This window comes from Streptomyces sp. cg36 (assembly GCF_041080675.1).
In the GTDB taxonomy this organism is placed as follows: domain Bacteria; phylum Actinomycetota; class Actinomycetes; order Streptomycetales; family Streptomycetaceae; genus Streptomyces.
Map to the genome: position 1 here is coordinate 2030853 of NZ_CP163520.1, position 22182 is coordinate 2053034.

Sequence of the window (22182 nt, forward strand, 5' to 3'; positions counted from 1 at the left end):
TCTCCGGCCCGAGGCGGGCGCCCCCTCCGGGCCGAGGGCGCCCCCGCGCCTCGGCGTGCCCCCGACACTCCGGGCAACGGAACGGCCCCGCCGGGCTCGAAAGCCAGGCGGGGCCGTCCGGTGCACGGGTGCGTGAGCCGGGTCAGGGGCCGGTGTCACCCGTCGGTGCCGCGCCGCGCGCGGACACCACCGGTCCGGATCACTGAGTGATCTTGATCAGCTGACCCTCGGTGCCGACCGAGTTGTTCGTCACGTAGATCGCGTCGTCCGGGCCGACCGCGAGGCCGGTGGACATCGCCAGCTTGCCGTCGGTCGGGATCTCGGTGACGGCCTTGGTCTTGATGTCGATCTTGCTCAGCTTGCCCGGCAGCGGCGGGCCCTGCTGCTGGAAGCCGCCCGTGAGGGTGAGCGCGATCAGGTTGCCGTCCTTGTCCTGGGCCAGGTCGCTCACCGCGGTCAGACCGCTGGCGAAGACCTCGGCGCGGTGGCCCGGCACGATCCGCCAGATCCGCGAGCCGCCGGGGCGCAGACCGCCCATGTCCGAGACGTAGAACGCGCCGTCCTTGCCCTTGACGATGCCGCTGGGCACCGACTGGACCTTGACCGTGCCGTCGGCCGCGACCGTCTTGGTCTGCGGAACGAGGGACTCCAGGGCCTTCTTCTCCTTGGCCGACGGAGCCGCGGCGGGACCCTGCGCCGGAAGCTCGTTGTCCGGGAAGATCGCCTCGGTGGTGGTGCGCCCGCCGAAGCCCACGCCGATCAGGTCGTTGGCGCCGGCGTCGGTGACCAGGAAGCCACGGCCGTTGCGGGCGAAGCGCCACGCGTTGCTGTGGATCGACGCCTCTTCCGGGTTGGCCGGGTGGCCGAGGATCCAGTCGGGGTCGAGGAGCGTCTCGTGCTTGACCGGGTCGCCGACGACCCAGCCGCTCGACGTCTGCAGCGTGCCGAGCTTGGCCGCGTCCTTGCCGAGCGCGGCGCGGTCGTCCGTGCCGCCGCCGAAGCCGCTGAGGACGAGGTAACCCGACCCGTTGGCCTCCACGTCGTTGGGGCCGGCGGCCGAGATCGGCTCGTACGGGTTGGTCGGGGCCACCGCGGAGGACGCCAGGCCGGTGACGACGCGGCCCTGCTGGGTGCCCTTGACGCGGTAGACCGAGCCGGTCAGGCCGACGCACTTGGTGCCCGGCGCGCAGCCCGGCTTGCCGATGCCCGACTCGGCGATCAGGATCGTGCCGTCCGCCTGGACCGAGAGTCCGCGCGGGTTGTTGAGCTTGCTCGCAATCACCTCAATGTTGGCGGTGGCGGCAGTGGCCTTCGCCTCCTTCGGCGCGGCCTGGGCCGGGCCGGGGACGAGCGTGGCAGCCAAAGTGCCCACGGCCGCCGCCGCCACGAAGGCCCCACTCCAAGACCTGCGTATTCTCGACATGTCTCTCCCTCATCATGGCGTGCCCCCGTCATTGGGAGCGGACTCAACCGGCGCCACGATAGACGCTTCTACCTCAACCTTCCCGTATTCCCTGGAGAGTTGTCAGACCTGTCCGACTGCGGCCTATCCGCAGTTGCACACTTGAATGGCGCTCGGAATTCGCTGGTGCGGAAGTGGTGCACGGATTTCGGCCAACTGCGGGTATGTTCGGTCGCGTTGAGTGGTTGTTCGGCGCCGAGGTCCGCCTCTAGAGTCTGGCGGGCGACGCCCATAGTTTCCGGTATCCCGGTAATTGAGACTCTTGATACCGCTGCGCAACCGCCCACGGAGGATACGCATGCCCCCAATTCCGCCCGCCCGAGTCGTCCGCATCGTCGAGGGGTTCCGCGCGCGGGTGCAGCGCCTCGCCCAGCTGATGGTGCCCGCGCCGATCGCCGTCCTGGAGCTCGCCCAGGGCGCCTGGGTGTCCCAGGCGATCTACGTGGCGGCCGAGCTCAAGATCGCCGACCAGCTCGCGGACGGTCCGCTCACGTCCCAGGAGATCGCCAAGCGCATCGAGGCCGACCCGGACGCGGTGCACCGGCTGCTGCGCGCGCTCGCCAGCTACAAGATATTCAGCGAGCAGAGCGACGGGCGCTTCAAGCTGACCCCGATGGCCGAGGCCCTGCGCACCGGCACGCCGAACTCGATGCGCGACATGGCGCTGTTGACGGGCCACCCCGCGAGCTGGGAGGACTGGGGCGCCCTGATCCACACCGTGCGCACCGGCCAGCCGAGCCTTGAGAAGAACCGCGGCATGCACGCGTACGAGTACCTGGGACAGAACCCGGAATTCGCGGAGATCTTCCTCAACGGCATGGGCACGCTCTCGAATATGGAGACCGAGCCCATTCTCGCGGCGTACGACTTCTCCAAGTACAAGACGCTGGTGGATGTCTTCGGCGGGCGCGGCGGTCTGCTGTCGGCGATCCTCAAGAAGTCGCCCGCCTCGAAGGGCATCCTCTTCGATTCCCGTGCGGACGAGCTGGACGCCAACGGGTTTCTCACCGAAGAGGGCGTGGTCGAGCGGGTCGAGATCGACAAGGGCGATCTCTTCGGGCCGCTGCCGGCCGGTGCCGACGCCTATCTCCTGAAGCACATTCTGCACGAATGGCCGGAGCCGAAGGCGCTGGAGATCCTCAAGCACACGCGTGAGGCGATCAGCCCCGACGGACGCCTTCTCGTCATGGAATTCGTTCCTCCGGAGGGCAACGCGGCGCACCCGGCCAAGCTGGTCGACCTGTGGCTGATGATCCTGGTCGGCGGCAAGGAGCGGACGGCCCGCCAGTACTCCGAGATCCTGCGCGCCACCGGCTTCGAGCTCGACCGCGTGGTGCAGACCGCCGCGGGCGTCTCCATCGTCGAGGCCCGCCCGGTCTGATCCCGGTCGACTCCCCTCCGGCACGAAAAGGCTCCTGGCGGATCGTTCCGCCAGGAGCTTCTTCGTGCCGGGGCTTCATCGCGCGTACGGGCGTACGCGCGGAGCCGAGTTACTCCAGTCCCGCCAGCCGCAGCAGCAGGCCCTTCACCTCGGTCGCCTCGATCGCGTCGCCCACCGCGCCCGGCGCCGAGCACAGCAGCAGCGGCCCGTCCTGCGGGTCGTCGGGGAGCCGGCCGTGGCTGCCGCGCACCGGCGAGGGGTCGAGCGGGACCACCGCCATGCGGTAGCGCATCCCCAGCTTCTTGCGGGCCAGCGCCTTCGCCGCCTTGACCTTCACATACGGGTCGAGCGGGTCCATGAACAGCTCGACCGGGTCGTAGCCGGGCTTGCGGTGGATCTCCACCAGCTGGGCGAAGTCCGGGGCGCGGTCGTCGTCGAGCCAGTAGTAGTACGTGAACCAGGCGTCCGGCTCGGCGATCGCGACCAGTTCGCCCGCGCGCGGGTGGTCCAGGCCGAAGCTCTTCTTGCCCTCGTCGTCGAGGAGCTGGTCGATGCCCGCCACGTCCGCGAGGGCCTCGCGGACGGCCGCCAGGTCCTCGGGCCTGCGGACGTAGACGTGCGCGAGCTGGTGGTCGGCGACCGCGAAGGCCCGCGAGGCCATCGGGTCCAGGTACTCCATCCCGTCCTGGGTGTGCACTTCGAGCAGCCCGGCCCGGCGCAGCGCCCGGTTGATGTCGACGGGGCGGGTCACCTTGGTGATGCCGTACTCCGACAGGGCCACCACCGTGCGGCCGGCCGCCTCGGCGTCGTCGAGCAGCGGGCCCATCGCGGCGTCCAGGTCGGCGGCGGCGCGGTAGGAGCGCGGGTCGTCCGGCCCGAAGCGCTGGAGGTCGTAGTCGAGGTGCGGCAGATAGCAGAGCGCCAGGTCGGGTGCGCGGGTCGCCAGGATGTGCCGGGTGGCGTCGATGATCCACTGCGAGGAGACGAGGTCGGCGCCGGGCCCCCAGAAGTTGAAGAGGGGGAACGTGCCGAACTTGTCGTGGAGTTCGTCGTGGAGCGCCGGGGGCCGGGTGTAGCAGTCGGGCTCCTTGCGGCCGTCGGCGTAGTAGACCGGGCGCGGGGTGACCGTGATGTCGGTGTCCGCGCCCATCGCGTACCACCAGCAGATGTTGGCGACGGTGTAGCCGGGGTGGGCGCGGCGGGCCGCGTCCCACAGCTTGTCGCCCTCGACCAGGCCGTTGTGCTGGCGCCACAGCAGCACGTCGCCGAGGTCGCGGAAGTACCAGCCGTTGCCGACGATGCCGTGCTCGGCGGGGAGCGTGCCGGTCAGGAAGGTGGACTGGGCGGCGCAGGTGACGGCCGGGAGCACGGTGCCGAGCTGCGCCCGCGAGCCGCTGCCCGCCATCGCCCTGAGGCGCGGCATGTGGTCGAGCAGCTTGGGGGTCAGCCCGACGACGTCCAGGACGAGGAGCGGGGTGGGTGCGCCGGTGCGGTCGTCGGTCATGGCAGTTCCTTGAGGCCGAGGTCGGTCAGCAGGTCCTTGGCGAGGGAGAGTTCGGCGGCGATGCCGTCGGCCAGCCGGTCCCGGTCGCGCGGGCGCAGCTCGGCGGGCAGCGCCTGCCAGGTGTACGTCTCCACCTCCAGGTGCCGGGTGTACGCGACGGGGCCGCCGACGAGCGCGGTCAGCGCCTCGCGCAGGACGGGCAGGGTGGAGGTGAGCGGCGCCACGGGCCGCGCGTGCAGCGGTACGTGGAAGTGCGCGCGCCAGGGCGCGCCGTCCGGCAGGGCGGGTCCGGCCAGTGCCTCGCCGAGGTCGTCGGTGCCGAGCAGCCCGGCGGCGCCCCTGGTGCGGGTCTGGTGCAGGAAGCGCGGTTCGGCGAACTCGGCGAGCGCGGCCCGGACGGCCGGGTCGGCCGGGTCCTCGGCGTGCAGCGCGGCCGAGAGCTGGACCTTGGGGACGGTGATCCCGGCGGAGCGCAGTGCGCCGAGCGCGCTCGCCGGGTCCTCGAAGGAGGTGGCGAGGTGGCAGGTGTCGACGCAGACGCCGATGCGGGGCGTGCCGAGGGCCGCGAGCGGGGCGATGGCGTCGGCGGTGGTCTCCACGGTGCAGCCCGGCTCGGGTTCCAGACCGATCCGGATGGATTTTCCGGTGGCCTCCTCCAGGAGGTCGAGCCGTCCGGCGAGGTCGGTGAGCGCGCCGTGCGCGGCCTCGGCCTGCGCGGGGCCGAAACCGGTGCGCCAGGCGAGCGGCAGTGTGGAGATCGTGCCCTCGGTGACGTCGTCCGGCAGCAGGGCCGCGAGCAGCCGGGCCAGTTCGGCGGTGTACTCCAGACGCTCCGGATCCGTCCAGTCCGGTTTGTACACCCGGTACTTGACCTCCTCGGCGCCGAACCCCTCGTACGGGAAGCCGTTGAGGGTGACGACCTCCAGGCCGCGCCGGTCGAGTTCGGCGCGCAGCCCGCGCAGCGCGGCCGGGTCGGCGCCCAGCTCCCGCGCCGCGTCCCGGGCCAGCCACAGACCGATGCCGAGCCGGTCGGTGCCCAGCCGCAGCCGGACCGGCTCGCAGTGGTCGCGCAGCTGGGCGAGGACGCCGTCGAGGGTCTCGGCGGGATGGACGTTGGTGCAGTACGCGAGGTGGACCGTCGATCCGTCGCGGTGGCGCAGGCGCATGCTCACTCGCCGCCGCGGAGGATGGAGTTGCCCTCGTGCAGGGTGCCGGGCGCGACCGGTCCCAGGTCCAGACGGCCGCTCAGCCCGTAGAAGGCGACCGGGTTGCGCCACAGCACCAGGTCCACCGCGTCCTCGTCGAACCCGGCCTTCAGCATGGCGTCGGCGACCTTGCGGGTCTTGAGCGGATCGCTCTTGCCCCAGTCCGCCGCCGAGTTGACCAGCACCTTCTCCGGCCCGTACTCGTCCAGGACGGCGACCATGCGGTCCTCGTCCATCTTGGTGTCCGGGTAGACGGAGAAACCGAGCCAGGCGCCGCTGTCCTTGGCCTCGCGCACCGTCGTCTCGTTGAGGTGGTCCACCAGGACGCGGTCGACGGCCAGCGCCGACTCGCGCACCACGTCGAGGGTGCGGCGCAGTCCGGTCAGCTTGTCGCGGTGCGGGGTGTGCACCATGGCGGGCAGCCCGTGTTCGGCGGCGAGCTGCAGCTGGGTGGCGAACGCCTCGTCCTCGGCGGGCGTCATCGAGTCGTACCCGATCTCGCCGACCGCGACAACGCCGTCCTTGACCAGATAGCGCGGCAGTTCGGCCAGGACGGGCGTGCAGCGCGGGTCGTTGGCCTCCTTGGGGTTGAGCGCGATCGTGCAGTGGTGGGCGATGCCGTACTGCGCGGCGCGGAACGGCTCCCAGCCGAGCAGCGCGTCGAAGTAGTCGTAGAAGCTCGCGGGCGAGGTGCGCGGCTGGCCCAGCCAGAACGACGGCTCGACGACCGCGCGCACACCCGCCGCGTGCATCGCCTCGTAGTCGTCGGTGGTGCGGGACGTCATGTGGATGTGCGGGTCGAAAATACGCATGGTCAGGACTCCTCGGCCCCGGTGAGGGCCAGTACGCGGTGGAGGTCGTCGGGGACGGGGCGGCCGGCGGCGGTGCGCTCCGCGGCGAAGTCGCCCAGCATCCGGGCGAGTTCGCCGTCGCCTTCGGCGCGTCGGGCGAGGGAGGCGATCGCGGCCACCGGGACCCCGGTGAACAGGCACTTCAGTACGGCGTGCCGCCAGGCGTGCGGCTCCAGATGGGCCGCCGCGAACGGGCCGACGGCCGCGGCCACCAGCCGGGTGTCATTGGCCCGCAGCGCGTCCTCGACCAGCGCCACCCCGTCGGCCGGGCCGAGCTCCAGGGCGTCCAGGGCGAGCAGGACGGCGCGCCGCTCGGCGGCCGTGCCCTGCTGGTAGAGGCGGGTGGCGGTGGGGCCGTCGACCCGGGCGGTGCGCAGCAGCAGCACCCGGGCCTCGTCGACGGCGTCGGCGCCGAGGCGGCGTCCGGCCGAGGCGAAGCGCAGCTCCCAGGGCGCGGTGCCGTATCCGTCACCGGGCCGCTCGGCGGTGTGCCGGGCCTCGGCGAGCGCCTCGTCGAGCCAGGCGCGCGCGGCGCCGTCCAGCCGTGCGTCGAGTTCGGTGGGGGGTGTCACGGGCGGGCTCCCTTCTCGATCAGCGGGCGCAGGAACTCCATGGACCTGCGGGCCTGTTCGGGGCCCGCGTGGGAGTGGCGGGGCAGCTCCACGACGGTCAGGCCCGTGTAGCCGGTGGCGCTCAGCGCATCGAGCAGCGGCGGGAAGTCCATCTCGCCGTCCCCGAACGGCAGGTGCTCGTGCACCCCGCGCCGCATGTCCTCGATCTGGACGTGCCGCAGCCACGGCGCGGCGGCCCGCACGCACGCGGCGGGCGGCTCCGGCTCCAGGCACTGGCAGTGCCCGAGGTCCAGGGTCAGCCCCAGCGGGCCGGGGTCGCCCAGCTGCTCGCGCAGCCGGTGGAAGTCGGCCAGGGTGGCCAGCAGATGGCCGGGCTCGGGCTCGATCGCCAGCGGGACGCCCGCCGCTTCGGCCGCGTCGAGGACCGGTGCCAGGCTCTCGCCGAGCAGCTTCCAGGCGGTGTCCTCGCCGGTGCCGTCGGGGGTGATGCCGCTGAAGCAGTGCACGGCGTGCGCGCCGAGGTCGGCGGCCACCTGTACGGCCGTGACCAGCAGCGCGGTGCGCCGGGCCCGGTCGTCCGGGTCGGGATCCAGCAGGGTGGGCCCGTGCTTGCGGCGCGGGTCCAGCACATAGCGGGCGCCGGTCTCCACGGTGACGCCGAGACCGAGCTCGCCGAGCCGCCGGGCCACCCGGCGGGTGCGTTCGGCGAGGCCGGGGGCGAGCGGGTCGAGGTGCATGTGGTCGAGGGTGAGGCCGACGCCCTGGTAGCCGAGGTCGGCCAGCAGGGCGAGGGCGTCGTCGAGCCGGAGGTCGGTCAGCCCGTTGGTGCCGTAGCCGAGGCGGACGCTCATGTGGGGCTGACCTTCCGTGCGAGGGTGCGGGCGACCGGGATCAGGCCGAGCAGCCCGGCGGCGGTGCCGGGCGCCCCGGCCCGCGCGGCCAGGGCCGCCTGGAGCGGGATCATGGCGCGGATGCCGCCGCCGACGGCCCGCTGGGTGAGCGGGGGCGAGGGGTTGAGGGCGGCGTGCAGGAAGGGGCGGGCCGCGGTGGCCGTGTAGGTGGCGGCGAGCGCGGCCCCCGCGGCCCGGCGCACCGCCGCGGCGCGCCCGCCGGCCGGCGCGCGGTCCGGGCCGGCGGGTCCGGGCAGGGACGCGGTGAGCGCGCCCAGCGTGCCGGTGACCGCGAGCGCGGCCAGCGGCGCCTTCGCGGAGCCGCCGAAGACCTCGTGGCGCGAGACGGTGGTCACCGCGTAGGTGTGGGCGCCGAGGGCCGCCGCCGGGGCGAGGGCGCGGCGCGGGGAGCCCGCGGTGGCGGTGGCGCCGAGCAGCAGGTCGAGGGAGCGGGCCGCGGCCATCGCCGCCGGGCCCGCCTTGGTGTGCTTCAGCCGCAGGTCGTACGCCCAGACGGTGGCCGCGAGCGCGGTGGCGACGGCGCCCGCCGGGCGGCCCGCGCGGTGGGCGAGCGCCAGGCCCGCGCCGGTGAGCCCGGCCGCCGCCGCCAGTGCCGCGCCCGGCTTGACCCGGCCGGACGGGATCGGGCGGTGCGGCCGTTCGCGGGCGTCCTCCTCGCGGTCGGCCCAGTCGTTGAGCGCCATCCCGGCCTCGTACAGGCAGAGCGAGGCGCCGAGGGCGAGCGCGGTGCGGCCGTTCGGACGGCGTCCGGCGGACGCCGCCCCCGCGAGGGCGTCGCCGGGCACGGTGAACAGGGCGGAGACGCGCAGGAGTTCGGCCCAGTCGCGGGGCGCCGGGCTCACCGGGCCTCCCGCAGCCGCTCGGCGAAGGAGAGGAGCGCCGCGTACTGCTCGGCCAGCGCCGCGGAGCCGCCGTCCGGGTCCTTGAAGTAGAAGCCCAGTTCGGGGCGGGGGCCGGTCAGTCCGCGCTCATGGGCGCGGGCGGCCAGCCGGGCGAGGTCCAGGACGAGGGGCGCGGCGAGCGCCGAGTCGCAGCCCTGCCAGATCGTCTGGAGCACCATGCGCGAGCCGAGGAAGCCCTCGAAGGCGATGTGGTCCCAGGCGGTCTTCCAGTCGCCGAGCGAGGGCACGTCGTCGATGTGCACCTCGCCCTCGGGCAGCGCGCCGAGGTTGTCCTCCAGGACGCGGTTCTTGCCCGCGTTCTTGGCGGCGGCGGCGGCCGGGTCGGCGAGCGAGGCGCCGTCGCCGCCGCCGAGCAGGTTGCTGCCGGACCACGCGCGCACGTCCAGGGCGCGCTGGCGGAACATCGGCGCGAGCACCGCGCGCAGCAGGGTCTGGCCGGTCTTGCCGTCGCGGCCCGCGTACGGCACGGCCGCCTCCCGGGCCGCCGGGGCGAGGGCCGGGTGGTGCAGACCGGTCGAGGGAGTGAAGTTCACATAGGCACATCCGGCGCGCAGCGCCGCCGCCGCGTACAGCGAGGAGGCGGGCAGCCGGTCGGCGTCCTCGGCGGGCGCGGGCTCGGTGGAGGAGACGTTGACCACGACGGTGCGGGCGGCGCCGGTGCGCCGGGCGAAGCCGCAGATGTCGGCGGCGAACGCCTCGATCAGCTCCTGGTCGCCGCGGGTGTCGCCGGGCAGCGGGCCGCCCATGCGTATCTCCTCGTCGGCGGCGGCGAGTTCGGCGCGGACGGCGGCGGGAAGCCCGTGCGGCAGCACCCCGCCCGCGGCCAGCTCCTCGGCGCGCTTGGGCAGCGGGCCGCTCACCACGTCGTGGCCGCCGAAGACGAGGGAGGACAGGGCGGGCAGGCCGCTGTCGGCGAACTCGGCGGTCTCGGTGACCAGGCCGGTGGGCCGCTGGAGACCGGCGGCGACGGCGGCGCAGCCGGCCACGGCCGTGGTGGCGACGGAGCCGCGGGCTCCGATGAACCAGACCCCCGTCCTGGGGACGTTGTCGCGGGTATCTGCGTACGGGGACACGGGCAGCCTCCTGGTTACGTCAGCGCGTTGAAGCCTTTCCAACCTGACGGAAGTGGCGGCTGGTTGGGCAGCTGTTCATTCGTATCGATAGATCTACCCGGCGGCGGGCGGATGCGCGGGTGCCGCAGTTGCACGCGAGAACGGCGGAGTGCTGGCCACGGCACGCCTCCGCGACCAGCACTCCTTCGCCGTCATGCGCCCGGCCTACTCGGCGCGCTGCTGGAGCTGCTCGGCCAGCGTCTGCCAGGCGGCGGCGCAGCTGCGCGCGAGGTCGGCGACCTCGGGCGCCCAGTGGCCGGGCAGACCGCGGCCGAGGGTCTCCATGCCCTCGCCGTCCACGGTGTAGTGGTGGAGCCAGCGCAGGGTGCGCCGGCCCGCCTCGTTGAGCCGCAGCGAGGGGTCCTCGCTCAGCTTGGCCAGCAGCTTCTGGCGGTCGACGGAGATCTCCCGCCGCTCGCTGCGGGCGCTGACCGCGCGCTGGGTCTGGCGCGGCACCACCGGTGCGCCGGGGGCCGGGCTCTGCCCCGCCGCCGTGCGGTAGCGGCCCGGTACGGGGTCCTCGCCCCGGTCGATGCGCTGGCGCACGTCCCGCACGGTGGCGGGTGAGAGGCCGGTCGCCCGGGCCACCTCGCGCAGCCCCGCGTTGGGCCGCTCGTGGATCATCGCGGCGGCCTGCTGGCGGCGGTATCCGCTGTCGAGCGGGCGCAGCCGGCCGTCCCGGCCCAGGCGCGCGTTCGACTGCGGAGCGTCCGCCGAGGAGCGGGAACGGATCCGGGAAATGGTCTTGTCGGAGAGGCCGACCGCGGCGGCGACGGCACGGTCGGACCACTGCGGGTGGGTCATGATGATCCGGGCCGCGGCGACCGAGCGGTCGGAGCGCGACAGCGGCAGGCCGTGGGTGACGTTGGCCTTGACCGCCAGGACGTATGCGGCGCCCTCGTCGCAGTCGACCATCCGGGCCTGGATGGTGGTCCGCCCGTTCAGAAGGGCGGCGCGCACCCGGTGGGTGCCGTCGATGACCCGCATCGACGGGCGGTGGACGGTGATCGGCGGCAGCGCTTCCCCCGCCTCGGCCAGCACGCGCACATGGTCCTCGTCGGCGCCGCCGAGACGCGGCGAGTCCTCGAACACCAGGGAGTCGATGCGTACTTCACCGGCGGGATGCGACTCGATCCAGACCATGGAGGTCACGACCTCGTCGAGGTCCGCCGCGTGGATCTTCAGTAACTGATCGTCAATCGATTGCTCGGCCAGACTCACTTTGCGCCCCCTCGCAATGAATCGGAACCGGAATCCACTTCCGGTGTGCGAAATGAAAGGCGACCGGAGAAGCCTTGTCAACCACCCGGAAGCCGGTCCCGGAGCTCCCGATTCCCTTGCGGCACAAGGCAGTAGGGGCTCGCGGGCACCGCCCGCCGGACACCCCGCAGAGCCCCCGGAGCGATGGATACCGCACAGCTGTACGGGGGCAAACGGCGGGCCGTCAGAGCGGAAGTTCAGGTTCCGTCAAGTGCGGACAACCTTCTGTACCGACCGCGGTGAAGGGGCGGTGGATTTGGACCCGGGACGCGGGCCGGACGTCAAGGACCGTCAGAAGAGGGGCCGGAATCACACATTCCGGCCCGCTGATCGGCTTCGCACTCGTGATGCCCCTGGGGCGGCGGGCCCCCGCGGGGGTGACCGCCGGTCGCCCGGCCGGCCGGAGCGGCCCGGTCAACTGCGCGGACCAGAGGAGAACTTGGCCAATTCTTTGGCCGAGAACAGACCCGGAACCCGTCACACCGGCGTGACGGGCTCCGGGCCGTGCCGTGCGTCAGTCGCCGCAGACGCCGTCGACGGCGACCTTCTCGTACAGGTGCGGGGAGACGGTACAGCCCTCCGGGTAGCCCTCACCGACCGGGTGGACCCGGGTACCGGCGTGGGCGGCGGCCAGATGGGCGGCGGACTCCCACACCGCGATGTTCACCAGGACCCGGCTGCCGCCGACGCCCCGGTGCATCTGGGTGGAGACGAAGCCGGGCTGCCGCTGGAAGTATGCGGCGTCCCGGCGCCAGAGCGCCAGGAACTCCTCCTGGCGCTCCTCCGGCACGGTGAAGGTGTTGACGAGGGTCACCGGGCCGGTCCGCTCCTGGAGTTGCTTCACATAAGGAGTGGACTCGTCGGTCTCCACGAACTCGATCACAGGACCTCCTGTCGGATTCAGCGGGGCGAACCGAACCAGCGGGCGAGCGCGTCGAGCAGTTCGCCACCGTCCGGCGAGGCCCAGGCGACATGGCCGTCGGGGCGGAGCAGAACGGCGTCCGGCCGCGTTCCCTCGACCGTATCGGCCGGCACCCAGCCGTCCGGGACGATGTCCACCCGGTCAGCCCAGGTGGCCGAGACGATGTCGATGCGGTCGGACCAGCCCTGTGCGAGCCGGGCCGCCCCCCGGCTGCCGTCGGCGGTGATCAGCACACCGCGGGCGGGGTGCAGCAGTGCGGAGACCCGGCTGGTGGAGCCGTCCGCCAGCTTCACCTCGCGGTCCGGCATCCGCAGCCCGAGCAGCGGGTGTCCGGTGCTGCCGCCCATGTCGTAGCGGATGCCGAGCCCGCTGACGTGTCCGGCCAGGCGCCGGGCCGCGTCCGGCGACTGCACCAGCTCGCGCATCACCTGGCGCATCGGCTCCATCTCGTCGCCGGTGAGGTAGAGCGACGCCTGGGCGAGGGTGTTGCGCAGCAGCTTCTCGCCCACCGGGTGCCGCTCGCTCTGATAGGTGTCGAGCAGCCCCTCGGGCGCCCAGCCCTTGACGGTGGCCGCCAGCTTCCACCCGAGGTTCACCGCGTCCTGGACCCCGACGCTCAGCCCCTGGGCGCCGGCCGGGATGTGGATGTGGGTGGAGTCGCCGGAGAGCAGGACCCGGCCGCGCCGGTACTCGGCCGCCTGGCGGGTGGCGTTGGTGAACGCGCTCACCCACTTCGTCTCGGCGCCGTGCAGGGACTGGCCGGTCAACTCCTGCCAGGAGTCCGCGATCTCGGCGAACGTGAGCGTGCTGTTGTCCCGGGGCGTCAGCTTCGCGGGGTGGATGATGATCCGGGTCACCCCCTCCTCCAGCCGGATCGCCATCACCATGCCGCCGTCGACGCGCTCGCCGATCACCCGCGGCTTGATGTCGGGGCGGTCGACGACGTCGGCCACGTACATCCCCCGGGTCGCCTCGCGGCCGGGGAAGTCGATGCCGGCCAGTTTGCGCACCCGGGACCGCCCGCCGTCGCAGCCCACCAGGTACTGGGCGGAGTGCTCGATCCGCCCGTCCGGCCCGTCCACCACCACGGTGATGCCGTCCGGCCCCTCCTCGAAGTCCATTACCTCGTGGCCGCGGCGCACGTCGACGCCCAGATCGGTGACCCACGCCTCCAGGATCTCCTCGATCCGGTACTGGGGGACGCCGCGGATGCCGAAGTGGTTGTCCTCCAGGGCGGTGAAGTCGATGCGGACGCCGCCGAAGTGCCCCTCGTTGCCTATCTCGATGTCTCCGAAGCGGGCCAGCAGGCCGCGCTGGTGGAAGACCTCGGCGGCGCGCCGGGTGAATCCGACGCCCCGTGACTCCCCGCTGGGGGTGGCCCGCTGCTCGTAGACAACCACGTCAACGCCGTTCAGCCGGAGTTCGCCCGCCAGCATGAGACCGACCGGCCCTGCCCCGGAAATGATCACGCCTGTTCCCATTTTTCGCCCTCCTGGATGAGATATGCGAGATCCGATTCAGCACTTCGGGAATCAACTCGCAACGCCTCGCAATGGCGCCGTGCAGCCAACGAGCCCGGAAACGGGGCGTTGAATGTGATCATGCTCTGCGGCACACCGAAAAGACCTTTCGGGCCGCCGAAGAAGTCTGCAACCGCGCGATCAAAGGAGTCAAGGGGAACGAAGTCTTCGCTTTCCCTAGATCTTTCCCCGGATCCTTTTCCTAGATCCTTTCCGAAGATCCTTTTCCGGGGCGCACGATAAAGCGAAGAACAAAGATCAAGGGAATTGATCATTCTGAATACGAAGAGGATACCGAAATGGCTGGTTCCGCAATACCGGCCGGTAGTGTTCGGGTTTTAGAACCGCACCGGGACCGAAGATCGACCGCCGCTCGACTTCGATGTTTCCGCGGTTGCCCTCTTGACGGAGCGAATTGCCTGCTGAAGGCTTCTCGGCGCAGAACACCAGACTTAATAAGGAGAGCTCACGATGTCCTCTGCCGTCACGCAGAAGCTCACGGTTTTTCTGGCGTTCCCGCAGGATGCCGAGGAGGCGGTGAACTTCTACACCTCGCTCTTCGACGACTCAGAGGTGGTCAACACCATTCGCGCCCGCGCAGGTGAGCCGGGGTGGGTGGAGGGGACCCTCCAGCACGCGGTGTTCACGCTCGCCGGGCAGCAGTTCATGTGCATCAACATCCCGCCGGACGGCGCCCGGGGCTCCGACCACGCCCCTTGGGACACCTACAAGTTCTCCCCCGCGATGGCCGTCTACGTGCAGTGCGACACCGACGAGGAGTTCGACCGGGTCTTCCAGGGCCTCGCCGCGAAGGGCGAGGTGATCATGCCCGTGGGGACGTACGGGTTCAGCGCCAAGTTCGGCTGGGTCAACGACCAGTTCGGTGTCTCCTGGCGGATCAACCTTTCCGAGAGCAAGGTCAAGTAAGCCGTACCACCGCTCGACCGTCGGCCATGGGGCTCAGCGCCTCATGGCCGACTTGTACCCGCACGCACCTTTGTCGACGTCCCCGCCCCCGCGGGTCGGCCACGTTTTTCGGCATTCCGCCCCGCCGCGCCCCGCCCAGCGGCCCCACGGGTCCGCCCCCGTCTCTCCCGTTCGCCTTTTCCCCTGGCTACGCGCTGCCCACTTCCGGGTGCCGGCATTCTGCTCACACGACCGATATCGCGTTGCACTGGCAAATGTCCTCGCACATCCCTTTGACCACGGGAGAAACGCATGATCCTGGTAACCGGCGCGAACGGGAACGTCGGCAGAAACATCGTTCTGGAGCTGCTGGAGGCGGGGGAACAGGTCCGGGCGATCGCCCGCGACCCCTCGAAGTCGACGCTTCCGTCGGATGTCGAGGTGGTCGCCGCCGACCTCGCGAGACCGGAAACGCTGTCGAAGGCACTGCGCGGAGTGGACCGGCTCTACCTCTGGCCGGTGTTCGGAGAGTTGCAGGGAGCCGTCGACGCGGCGGCGGCGGCCGGGGTGCAACATGTCGTCATGCTGTCGTCCGAGGCGGTCGCCTATGCTGCCGAGGAACCGCACATCGCGTGCGAGAAGGCGGTCACCGAGTCGGGGATGTCCTGGACGTTCCTGCGTCCCAGCGCGTTCATGTCCAACGATCTCCTCTGGATACCCCAGATCGCCAAGAGCGGGGTGGTGCACGGTGTGTACGGAAGTTCCGCGATGGCTCCGATCCACGAGCGCGACATCGCGGCGGTCGCGGTGAGGTCGCTGCTCACGGCGGAGTCCGGACACGTCCACGCCATCACCGGGCCGCAGTCGCTCAGCCAGGCGGACCGGGTCGAGATGCTGGGCAGGGCCCTCGGCATTCCCCTGCGCTTCCAGGAGGTTCCGCGCGAACGGGTCCTGGCCCAGATGGTGAACTACCTGTCCCCGTACGTGGCGGAGCAGCTGCTGGAACGCCGGGCCGCCCTGCTGGGAGCCGTCGCGGACACCCTCCCGACCGTCGAGAAGGTCCTCGGCCGACCGCCCTACACGTACGCCGAGTGGATCGTCCACCACGAGGCGGAGTTCCGCCCCGTTCTCCAGCTCTGACACTTTGTGAGGTGCACTGTGCATTCCGCCGTCAATGAGACCTTGAACTCGCTGGACCGCACACGCCGGCCCGTCATCGGAATCACCGCCGTCGTCACCCAGATCAAATTCGCGATCTTCGAGATGGACGCGACGTTCGTCCCGCAGACGTTCGTCAAGAAGGTCGCCGACGCGGGCTGCATACCGGTGCTCCTGGCTCCCCAGCCCGGTGTGGAGCAGACCGTCGCCGGGCTCGACGGACTGCTGATGCTGGCGGGCCCGGACGCGGACCCCGCGCTCTACGGCCAGGAAAAGCACGAGAAGACCGGCTGGAACGACCAGGTCCGCGACCGGCACGAACTGGCGCTCCTGGAAGCCGCGTTGGCCACCGATCTGCCCACCCTCGGCATCTGCCGGGGCGAGCAGCTGATGAACATCCTGCGCGGCGGCACCCTCCACCAGCACCTGCCGGAGATCGTGGGCCACGACAACCACTCCCCCGGCGGCAAGGAGTACGGGCAGCAGAAGGTGCGCCTGGAACCCGGCAGCCACCTCGCGAAGTTCCTCGCCAAGGACGTCGTGCCCTGCCACCACCACCAGGTCATCGACCAGGTCGGCGAGGGCCTGACGGTCACCGCCTGGTCCGAGGACGGCACGGTCGAGGCCGTCGAGGTCAACGACCACCCGTTCGCGGTCGGGGTGCAGTGGCACGCCGAGGAGTCCGACGACGACAGCCCGTTCATCGCGCTCGCCGAGGCGGCGCGCCAGCGGATGTCGGTCCGCCGCCCGTGACCCGCGGTGGCGGGGGCCCGGCCCCCGCCACTCGGAATCCGCTCAAGGAACGACCCAGGCGCGGTACGGTCCGATGGCCGTGCCGCGCCTCCTGGTGTTCCCTGGACGGGTGATGTCAGCCGCGCGGGGAGCCTTCGGGGTACGGGAGTCGCTCCTCCAGCATCGTGACGTCCAGCTCCGCCAGCTGCTCCGGGTCGGCGAGCATGTCGATGGCGGTGACCCGGCCGTCGACCACGACGAAGTCGAAGACGACCTTGACGCTGCCGTTCGGCGCCCACACCAGACCGGGCGCCCCGTCCACCAGCGCGAGGCGGGCGACCTGGGCCCGGCCCGAGAAGATCTTGGCGACCGACTGGGCGCCGAGCGCGCCGCTGCCGCCCATCGCCAGCGCGGCACTGTCGACGCGGACCACGGCCTCGGGGTCGAGCAGCGCGAGCAGTTCGTCGAAGCGTCCGCCGCGCGAGGCGGCGAGGAAGGCGTCGACGATCTGCCGCTGGCGGCCCCGGTCGGCCGGGGGCGCGGCCTCGGCGCCCTGCACCCGCCGGCGCGCCCGGCTGGCGAGCTGGCGGGTCGCGATGGTGGAGCGCCCCACGACCGGCGCGATGTCGTCGAAGGGCACCGCGAACATGTCGTGCAGCACGAAGGCGAGCCGCTCGGCCGGGGAGAGCGTGTCGAGCACCACGAGCAGCGCCGGGCCGACCGAGTCGACCAGCACCGCCTCCTCCTCGGGGTCCAGGGCCTCGCGCGCGGCATGGGCGTGGTGGACCGGCGGCGGGCGCTCGCCCAGCAGGTCCTCGCGCCGCGACTCGCGCGAGCGCAGCATGTCCAGGCAGACCCGGCCCACGACGGTCGTCAGCCAGCCGCCCAGGTTGTCCACGGCGCTGACGTCCGAGCGGCTGAGCCGGAACCAGGACTCCTGCACGGCGTCCTCGGCCTCGCTCAGCGAGCCCAGCATCCGATAGGCGACCGCCCGCAGATGGGTGCGATGGCCCTCGAAGCGCTCCGCCAGCCGTTCAGTCTCGTCCATCGTTCACATTCCTCCGCCGGGGCACGTCTTCACGTGCTGCGAAACCCAGCCTATGGGACAGATCACACAAGCTCAGATCACGGTATTTTCGGTTGAAAGTTTGGGCAATTCATACGAATTCCCCTCCGGGCTCCGGACGGGGGCGGGCCGCCGGTCCGCGGCCCGCCCCCGCGCCCTCACCCGAGCTTCGCCGCCAGGAACTCCTGCCAGGTCACCCGGGCCGTGGCGTACGAGTCGGCGGGGCCCTTCGGCAGCAGCCCGCCCGAGCGGATCTTCCCGATGCCGGGCATCCACAGCGGCACCACCGGGGCGCCCTTGTGGACGGCCTTCAGATACGTCCGGATCATCTCCACCGCGTCGGTCGCCTGCGGCCCCACCAGGTCGGGCACCCGCCCGGCGGGCTGGGCCAGGGCCAGCTCGGCCAGGCGCACCGCCACCTCCTGCGGGTCGATCGGCTGCACCCGGAAACCGGCGGGCACCGGCACCAGCGGCAGCTTGCGGGCCTTCTGGGCGCCGTCGAGGATGAAGTCGTAGAACTGGGTGACCCGCAGCAGCGTCCACGGCACCCCGCCCTCGGCGACGACCCGCTCCGACTCCAGCTTGGACTTGAAGTAGCCGAAGGAGACGTCGTCGACGCCGACGATGGAGATGTAGACGAGGTGCGGGACATCGGCCCCGGCAGCCGCGCGGACCAGATGGCGGGTGGCGTCGGCGTCACCCTTCTTGTCGCTGGCGCAGTGCACCACGGCGGCGACCCCCTCGACCGCCGCCGCGACGCCCTCGTCCTTGGCGAGATCGCCGGTGACGAAGGCGATGCCCGGCTCGTCCGGGCGGCTCTTCCTGCTCAGTACCCGGACGTCCGCACCGGCCTCCCGCAGCCGTGCGACGACGAGTCGTCCCAGCGTGCCCGTGCCGCCGGTCACCAGGATGGGCGACGTCATGGCTCCTCCTCCGTCGAAGTGTCGCCTCATTGACGAGCCGCCCGCCGAAAGTGTGACGCGGGGGTTCCGGCCGGCTCCCCCGGCGGCCCCGGACCCGGCCGCGAAAGGGCCACGGGCGCACCGTCTCCGCGGGGAGGCGGTGCGCCCGTGGGCGGGGCCCGTACGTACGGGCCGGTGTGCTTCCGTACGTACGGACGGGTTCAGCCCAGCCGGGCCGATTCGGTGTGCCGGGCGAGCGGGAGGTCCGCCTCGGCGCGCTCGGGGTGGCCGGGGCGCCAGAACCTGGGCCCGAGCTCCAGGGCGAGCGCCGGGATCAGCAGGCTGCGGACGATGAAGGTGTCCAGCAGGATGCCGACCGCGACCAGCAGGCCCTGCTGGAGCGAGGCCACCGTCGGGATCGCCGCGAGGACGCTGAAGGTGGCCGCGAGCACCAGGCCCGCCGAGGTGATCACACCGCCGGTGACGGTGAGGCTGGTGAGGACGCCGTCGCGGTGGCCGCGCTTGGCGACCTCCTCCCGGGCCCGGGTCATCAGGAAGATGGTGTAGTCGACGCCGAGGGCCACCAGGAACAGGAAGCCGAAGAGCAGCAGCCCGCGGTCGATCCTCGGGTAGCCCACGGCGTGGAACAGGAGCGCCGCCGCGCCCACCGCCGCGGTGTACGAGAGCACCACCGACACCAGCAGCACCAGCGGTGCCACCAGCGCCCGCAGCAGGATGATCAGCATGATCAGGACCACCGCGAGGATGAGCGGGATCAGTACCTTCTCCTCCTTGCCCTGGGCGTTGGAGGTGTCGAGCGCGGTCGCGGTCTGGCCGCCGACCACCGCGTCCTTGGCCTCGCCGGAGGTGTGGTCGAGAGCGGTGCGCATCCGGTCGACGGTCTGCCGGGCGGCCTGGGTGTCCGGCGCGTTCTTCAGGACGGACTCGATGTGCGTCCAGCCGTTCCGGGACGCCACCGTGGTCGCGCTGGTCACCCCGGGGACGCCCTGGACCGTGGAGAGCGCGGTGGCCGCGCCCGCGTCCTTGACGTAGACGTCGGCGGGCGCCGAGGAACCGGCCGGGAAGTGCTGGGAGAGCAGCTCCTGGCCCGCCACCGAGTCGACCTTCTTGGTGAACTGCTCGGCCTGGGTCTGGCCGGTGGACAGCGACATCGCGCCGAACGCCAGCGCCCCGAGGACGACGACCGTACCGATCCAGATCGGGCGCGGCCGGCGGCCGACGAAGCCGGCGATCCGGCCCCAGAAGCCGTGCTCCTTCTCGACGGCCGCGTCCACGTACTCCGCGGAGTAGCGCGGGGTGAACGGCCAGAAGACCCAGCGGCCCAGGATCACCAGGAACGCGGGCAGCAGCGTGGTCATGGCGAAGTAGACGATGACGACGCCGAGGGCGACGACCGGGCCGAGGCCCCGGGTGGAGTTCATCGAGCCGAACACCAGGCAGATGGTGGCGATGCCCACGGTGGCCGCGGAGGCCGTGATCGCGGGCAGGCAGCGGCGCAGCGCGTACTCCATCGCCTCGTGCCGGTCCTCGTGGCGGTGGAGCTCCTCGCGATATCGCGCGATCAGCAGCAGCGCGTAGTCCGTGCCGACGCCCAGCACCAGGACGATGAGGACGTACGCGCTCTGCCCGTTGACCGTCAGCCCGGCGTGTTTGGCGAGGAGATAGACGACGGCGCTGGCGACCTGGCTGGCCAGGAAGACCGAGATCAGCGGGATCAGCCAGAGGATGGGGCTGCGGTAGGTGAACAGGAGGAAGATCGCGACGAGGCCGATGGTCGCGCCCATCAGCGCGCCGTCCATGCCGGAGTAGACATCGATGAAGTCGGCGATGCTGCCGGCCGGGCCCGCGATCTTGACGTCGAGGCCGTCCGGAGCGCTCTGCTGCGCCGCCTTGCGCAGATCCTTCACCCCGTCGCCCAGCACGCTGTTCTTGGCCTTGTCCGACTTGACGGGCACGCTGAGGAACGCGGCCTTGTGGTCGGCGGCCACCGTGACCGGCGGGATCGCCGCCGCGGCGATCTTGTTGCTGACGAACTTGTCCCGGTCGCTGTTGACCTTGGCCAAGTCGGCCTCGGTGAGGCCGTCTTCGCGCGCGTAGACGACTACGGCGCCGAGCCGTCCCTTGTCCGCGAAGTAGTCTTCGGCGATCTTCACCGCCTTGGTGGCCTGCGCGTTCTTCGGCAACCAGGTCTGGGCCTCGTTGTTCTGGACGTCACCGAGCTTGGCAGCGAGGGATCCGCCCACGCCGATGAGCAGCACCCACAGCACGAGGACGGCCCACTTGGAGCGGCGGCCGACGATGGCCCGCGCGTACTTGTGGACGAACGAAGTCGTGGACGGGGGCGGCGGCTCCTCGACGGACTGCCTGGGTGATGGAGGATGCGTCGTCATGACTGCTCGCTAAGGGTCGGGAGTCCTGCGCGGCCGTGGCGCGCTCAGGTCTCGGTCGAACTCTGGTCGTTCGAGGGGCCTCCCCTGTACGGCCCGATCGCCTCGACTCGATCGGGGTACCTCTTCCTGTCACATGAGCTGGGTTTTGTTCGTCACTGATATGACGGAACGTGGCCAGAGGGTGTGACCGTGACGCGTTCGTCACTCACTGACGGAGCGCGACGGAGGAATGTGACCGATGGACGACGGCGAATGGCTGGCACGGCGTTTCGAGGAGAACCGGCCGCATCTGCGGGCGGTGGCGTACCGCATGCTGGGGACGCTGAACGAGGCCGACGAAGCCGTCGAGGAAGCCTGGATGCAGATCGTCGACGGCGGCGATCCCTCGGACGAGGGCGTGCGCGGTCTGCCGGCCTGGCTGATGACGGTGGTCGCCAATGTCTCCCTGGACCGGCTGCGCTCGCGCAGAACGGTTTCCTCCGAGCCGGTGGCGCCGCTGGGCGCCCGGGTGCCCGCCGCCCGCCGGGCCCCCGACGACCTGGCCGACCCGGTGCCCCGGGAACTCGCGGCCGAACTGGCCGTGATGGGGCAGGTGCACGAGGAGATGCTGGCCGACTCGGTGGGGCTGGCCCTGCTCGTGGTGCTTGAGGCCCTGGACCCGGCCGAGCGGATGGCGTTCGTGCTGCACGACCTGTTCGGGCTGCCCTACGACGAGATCGCCCCGATCGTGGGCGTGGACGAGGCCCGCACCCGGGAGCTGGCCGAGCTGGCGCGGCGCCGGGTGCGCAGCGTCGATCCGCTGCCCGACGAGGGCAACCGGCTGCGCCGGCTCGTGGACGCCTTCCTGACGGCCTCGCGCGGCGGCGACTTCGAGTCGCTGATCGCGATGCTCGACCCGGACGTGGTGCTGTACGCCGACCCGGAGGCGGTGGCGGTGGGCGCGCCGACGGAGGTGCGGGGCGCGAGCTCGGTGGCGAAGACGTTCTCGGGGCGGGCCCGCTACGCCCAACTGGCCCTGGTGGACGGCACGGTGGGCGCGGTGTGGGCGCCGCGCGGACAGCCCCGGGTGGTCTTCGGCTTCACGGTCGTGGACGAGCGGATCACCGGGATCGACATGCGGGCCGCGCCCGAGCGGATCGGCGCGCTCGACCTGACCATCCTGGGCGGGCCGGAAGCCTCCTGACGGTCCCTTCCGCGGGAACGGCGGAAGGCGCGGGCACAACAGAACAAGGGGGCGTCGCCCCGGCCGCGGCCGGGGCGGCGCCCGGCCGACCGCGGCGCGCCACCGGGCATTTCCCGGGCGGCGCGCCGCGGTGTTGTCCGGGCGGTCCGCGCGCCTCTCCCGCCCGCCCCGGAGCGCCGTACCCCGGGTAATGTCGATCACTTTGCGCGGACCATTGATCAA

Annotated in this window: 20 protein-coding genes; 5 read left to right on the forward strand and 15 right to left on the reverse strand. The window is 71.8% G+C overall.

Annotated elements, in window-relative coordinates:
• Positions 1-199: 199 nt before the first annotated feature.
• Entirely contained in the window at positions 200-1423 is a 1224-nt protein-coding gene (locus AB5J87_RS08945; RefSeq protein WP_369375838.1) for a ScyD/ScyE family protein, read from the reverse strand.
• Between the two features lie 337 nt (positions 1424-1760).
• Here AB5J87_RS08945 and AB5J87_RS08950 point away from each other — a divergent pair, with 337 nt between their 5' ends.
• A complete protein-coding gene (locus AB5J87_RS08950) occupies positions 1761-2843 on the forward strand; it encodes a methyltransferase (protein ID WP_369375840.1) in 1083 nt (360 codons plus the stop codon).
• Between the two features lie 109 nt (positions 2844-2952).
• Here AB5J87_RS08950 and AB5J87_RS08955 read toward each other — a convergent pair whose 3' ends face one another.
• The 11 genes from AB5J87_RS08955 to AB5J87_RS09005 form a co-directional block, all read right to left on the reverse strand.
• A complete protein-coding gene (locus AB5J87_RS08955; RefSeq protein ID WP_369375842.1) occupies positions 2953-4347 on the reverse strand; it encodes an alkaline phosphatase family protein in 1395 nt (464 codons plus the stop codon).
• On the reverse strand, positions 4344-5513 hold the full coding sequence (gene eboE, locus AB5J87_RS08960) for a metabolite traffic protein EboE (protein WP_369383439.1): 1170 nt from the start codon (positions 5511-5513) through the stop codon (positions 4344-4346). The genes AB5J87_RS08955 and eboE overlap by 4 nt, the downstream gene beginning before the upstream one ends.
• A 2-nt stretch (positions 5514-5515) precedes the next feature.
• On the reverse strand, positions 5516-6364 hold the full coding sequence (locus AB5J87_RS08965; RefSeq protein WP_369375844.1) for a TatD family hydrolase: 849 nt from the start codon (positions 6362-6364) through the stop codon (positions 5516-5518).
• 2 nt (positions 6365-6366) lie between these two features.
• Positions 6367-6975 carry an EboA domain-containing protein gene (locus tag AB5J87_RS08970; RefSeq protein WP_369375846.1) on the reverse strand — a complete coding sequence of 203 codons (609 nt, stop codon included), beginning with the start codon at positions 6973-6975 and terminating at the stop codon, positions 6367-6369.
• Positions 6972-7826: a sugar phosphate isomerase/epimerase family protein gene (locus tag AB5J87_RS08975; RefSeq protein WP_369375848.1), complete on the reverse strand. Its 855-nt coding sequence runs from the start codon at positions 7824-7826 to the stop codon at positions 6972-6974. The genes AB5J87_RS08970 and AB5J87_RS08975 overlap by 4 nt, the downstream gene beginning before the upstream one ends.
• Positions 7823-8728: an SCO3242 family prenyltransferase gene (locus tag AB5J87_RS08980; RefSeq protein ID WP_369375850.1), complete on the reverse strand. Its 906-nt coding sequence runs from the start codon at positions 8726-8728 to the stop codon at positions 7823-7825. Before AB5J87_RS08980 ends, AB5J87_RS08975 begins: the two co-directional genes overlap by 4 nt.
• Complete coding sequence (locus AB5J87_RS08985; protein WP_369375852.1) at positions 8725-9861, reverse strand: inositol-3-phosphate synthase; 1137 nt, start codon at positions 9859-9861, stop codon at positions 8725-8727. Before AB5J87_RS08985 ends, AB5J87_RS08980 begins: the two co-directional genes overlap by 4 nt.
• A gap of 204 nt (positions 9862-10065) precedes the next feature.
• On the reverse strand, positions 10066-11121 hold the full coding sequence (locus AB5J87_RS08990; protein WP_369375854.1) for a ParB/RepB/Spo0J family partition protein: 1056 nt from the start codon (positions 11119-11121) through the stop codon (positions 10066-10068).
• A 553-nt stretch (positions 11122-11674) separates the two neighbouring features.
• A complete protein-coding gene (locus tag AB5J87_RS08995; RefSeq protein ID WP_369375855.1) occupies positions 11675-12043 on the reverse strand; it encodes an antibiotic biosynthesis monooxygenase in 369 nt (122 codons plus the stop codon).
• 17 nt (positions 12044-12060) lie between these two features.
• Positions 12061-13563 carry an FAD-dependent monooxygenase gene (locus tag AB5J87_RS09000; RefSeq protein ID WP_369375856.1) on the reverse strand — a complete coding sequence of 501 codons (1503 nt, stop codon included), beginning with the start codon at positions 13561-13563 and terminating at the stop codon, positions 12061-12063.
• The gene (locus AB5J87_RS09005) at positions 13548-13877 is read right to left on the reverse strand and encodes a hypothetical protein (protein WP_369375857.1); all 330 of its coding nucleotides are present in this window, start codon (positions 13875-13877) and stop codon (positions 13548-13550) included. The genes AB5J87_RS09000 and AB5J87_RS09005 overlap by 16 nt, the downstream gene beginning before the upstream one ends.
• Positions 13878-14073: 196 nt before the next feature.
• Here AB5J87_RS09005 and AB5J87_RS09010 point away from each other — a divergent pair, with 196 nt between their 5' ends.
• From AB5J87_RS09010 to AB5J87_RS09020, 3 genes are all read left to right on the forward strand, one after another.
• Complete coding sequence (locus tag AB5J87_RS09010; protein ID WP_369375858.1) at positions 14074-14529, forward strand: VOC family protein; 456 nt, start codon at positions 14074-14076, stop codon at positions 14527-14529.
• 291 nt (positions 14530-14820) lie between these two features.
• A complete protein-coding gene (locus tag AB5J87_RS09015) occupies positions 14821-15648 on the forward strand; it encodes an NAD(P)H-binding protein (protein WP_369375859.1) in 828 nt (275 codons plus the stop codon).
• A 42-nt stretch (positions 15649-15690) separates the two neighbouring features.
• On the forward strand, positions 15691-16419 hold the full coding sequence (locus AB5J87_RS09020) for a gamma-glutamyl-gamma-aminobutyrate hydrolase family protein (protein ID WP_369375860.1): 729 nt from the start codon (positions 15691-15693) through the stop codon (positions 16417-16419).
• A 115-nt stretch (positions 16420-16534) separates the two neighbouring features.
• Here the strand turns inward: AB5J87_RS09020 and AB5J87_RS09025 are convergent, their stop codons facing one another.
• The 3 genes from AB5J87_RS09025 to AB5J87_RS09035 form a co-directional block, all read right to left on the reverse strand.
• A complete protein-coding gene (locus tag AB5J87_RS09025) occupies positions 16535-17446 on the reverse strand; it encodes a sigma-70 family RNA polymerase sigma factor (protein ID WP_369375861.1) in 912 nt (303 codons plus the stop codon).
• Positions 17447-17622: 176 nt separating this feature from the next.
• A complete protein-coding gene (locus tag AB5J87_RS09030) occupies positions 17623-18387 on the reverse strand; it encodes an SDR family oxidoreductase (RefSeq protein WP_369375862.1) in 765 nt (254 codons plus the stop codon).
• A gap of 200 nt (positions 18388-18587) precedes the next feature.
• A complete protein-coding gene (locus AB5J87_RS09035) occupies positions 18588-20777 on the reverse strand; it encodes an MMPL family transporter (protein WP_369375863.1) in 2190 nt (729 codons plus the stop codon).
• Between the two features lie 238 nt (positions 20778-21015).
• On the opposite strand from AB5J87_RS09035, the gene AB5J87_RS09040 reads away from it, so the two are divergent.
• A complete protein-coding gene (locus AB5J87_RS09040) occupies positions 21016-21960 on the forward strand; it encodes a sigma-70 family RNA polymerase sigma factor (RefSeq protein ID WP_369375864.1) in 945 nt (314 codons plus the stop codon).
• Positions 21961-22182 lie beyond the last annotated feature (222 nt).

What these genes read in the sequence shown, in the direction of transcription:
- AB5J87_RS08945 (WP_369375838.1), bottom strand. Translation starts at nt 1,423, where the DNA reads ATGTCGAGAATACGCAGGTCTTGGAGTGGGGCCTTCGTGGCGGCGGCG.
- AB5J87_RS08950 (WP_369375840.1), top strand. Translation starts at nt 1,761, where the DNA reads ATGCCCCCAATTCCGCCCGCCCGAGTCGTCCGCATCGTCGAGGGGTTC.
- AB5J87_RS08955 (WP_369375842.1), bottom strand. Translation starts at nt 4,347, where the DNA reads ATGACCGACGACCGCACCGGCGCACCCACCCCGCTCCTCGTCCTGGAC.
- eboE (WP_369383439.1), bottom strand. Translation starts at nt 5,513, where the DNA reads ATGCGCCTGCGCCACCGCGACGGATCGACGGTCCACCTCGCGTACTGC.
- AB5J87_RS08965 (WP_369375844.1), bottom strand. Translation starts at nt 6,364, where the DNA reads ATGCGTATTTTCGACCCGCACATCCACATGACGTCCCGCACCACCGAC.
- AB5J87_RS08975 (WP_369375848.1), bottom strand. Translation starts at nt 7,826, where the DNA reads ATGAGCGTCCGCCTCGGCTACGGCACCAACGGGCTGACCGACCTCCGG.
- AB5J87_RS09000 (WP_369375856.1), bottom strand. Translation starts at nt 13,563, where the DNA reads ATGGGAACAGGCGTGATCATTTCCGGGGCAGGGCCGGTCGGTCTCATG.
- AB5J87_RS09005 (WP_369375857.1), bottom strand. Translation starts at nt 13,877, where the DNA reads ATGATCAATTCCCTTGATCTTTGTTCTTCGCTTTATCGTGCGCCCCGG.
- AB5J87_RS09010 (WP_369375858.1), top strand. Translation starts at nt 14,074, where the DNA reads ATGTCCTCTGCCGTCACGCAGAAGCTCACGGTTTTTCTGGCGTTCCCG.
- AB5J87_RS09015 (WP_369375859.1), top strand. Translation starts at nt 14,821, where the DNA reads ATGATCCTGGTAACCGGCGCGAACGGGAACGTCGGCAGAAACATCGTT.
- AB5J87_RS09025 (WP_369375861.1), bottom strand. Translation starts at nt 17,446, where the DNA reads ATGGACGAGACTGAACGGCTGGCGGAGCGCTTCGAGGGCCATCGCACC.
- AB5J87_RS09030 (WP_369375862.1), bottom strand. Translation starts at nt 18,387, where the DNA reads ATGACGTCGCCCATCCTGGTGACCGGCGGCACGGGCACGCTGGGACGA.
- AB5J87_RS09035 (WP_369375863.1), bottom strand. Translation starts at nt 20,777, where the DNA reads ATGACGACGCATCCTCCATCACCCAGGCAGTCCGTCGAGGAGCCGCCG.
- AB5J87_RS09040 (WP_369375864.1), top strand. Translation starts at nt 21,016, where the DNA reads ATGGACGACGGCGAATGGCTGGCACGGCGTTTCGAGGAGAACCGGCCG.